We start from the raw sequence: 392 nt of genomic DNA on the forward strand, positions 1-392 counted from the left end.
GCAATCTTGGCAATGCGTGGGTTGGTGGCTAGCGGGCGACCGACTTCAACCCCATAACCATTGACGATATTCAGGACACCCGGTGGCAAAATATCCTGAATCAGTTCAGCCAGCACCAGAATGCTGACCGGAGTCTGTTCTGCAGGTTTCAACACAATGCAGTTGCCCGCAGCCAAGGCAGGTGCCAGTTTCCAGGCAGCCATCAGAATCGGGAAGTTCCACGGGATAATCTGACCCACGACGCCCAACGGCTCATGAAAATGATAAGCAATGGTATCTTCATCAATTTCGGAAATGCCGCCTTCCTGCGCACGAATACAGCCGGCAAAATAACGGAAATGGTCAATAGCCAGCGGAATATCGGCAGCCAGCGTTTCACGGATCGGTTTGCC

Annotated in this window: 1 pseudogene; it reads right to left on the minus strand. The window is 52.8% G+C overall.

Annotation, left to right across the window (positions count from 1 at the left end):
- A pseudogene (gene adh, locus NI468_RS16180) lies at positions 1 to 392 on the minus strand (aldehyde dehydrogenase); the annotation flags it as partial.

It is taken from the genome of Acinetobacter lwoffii, assembly GCF_024129355.1.
Lineage (GTDB): Bacteria > Pseudomonadota > Gammaproteobacteria > Pseudomonadales > Moraxellaceae > Acinetobacter > Acinetobacter lwoffii_I.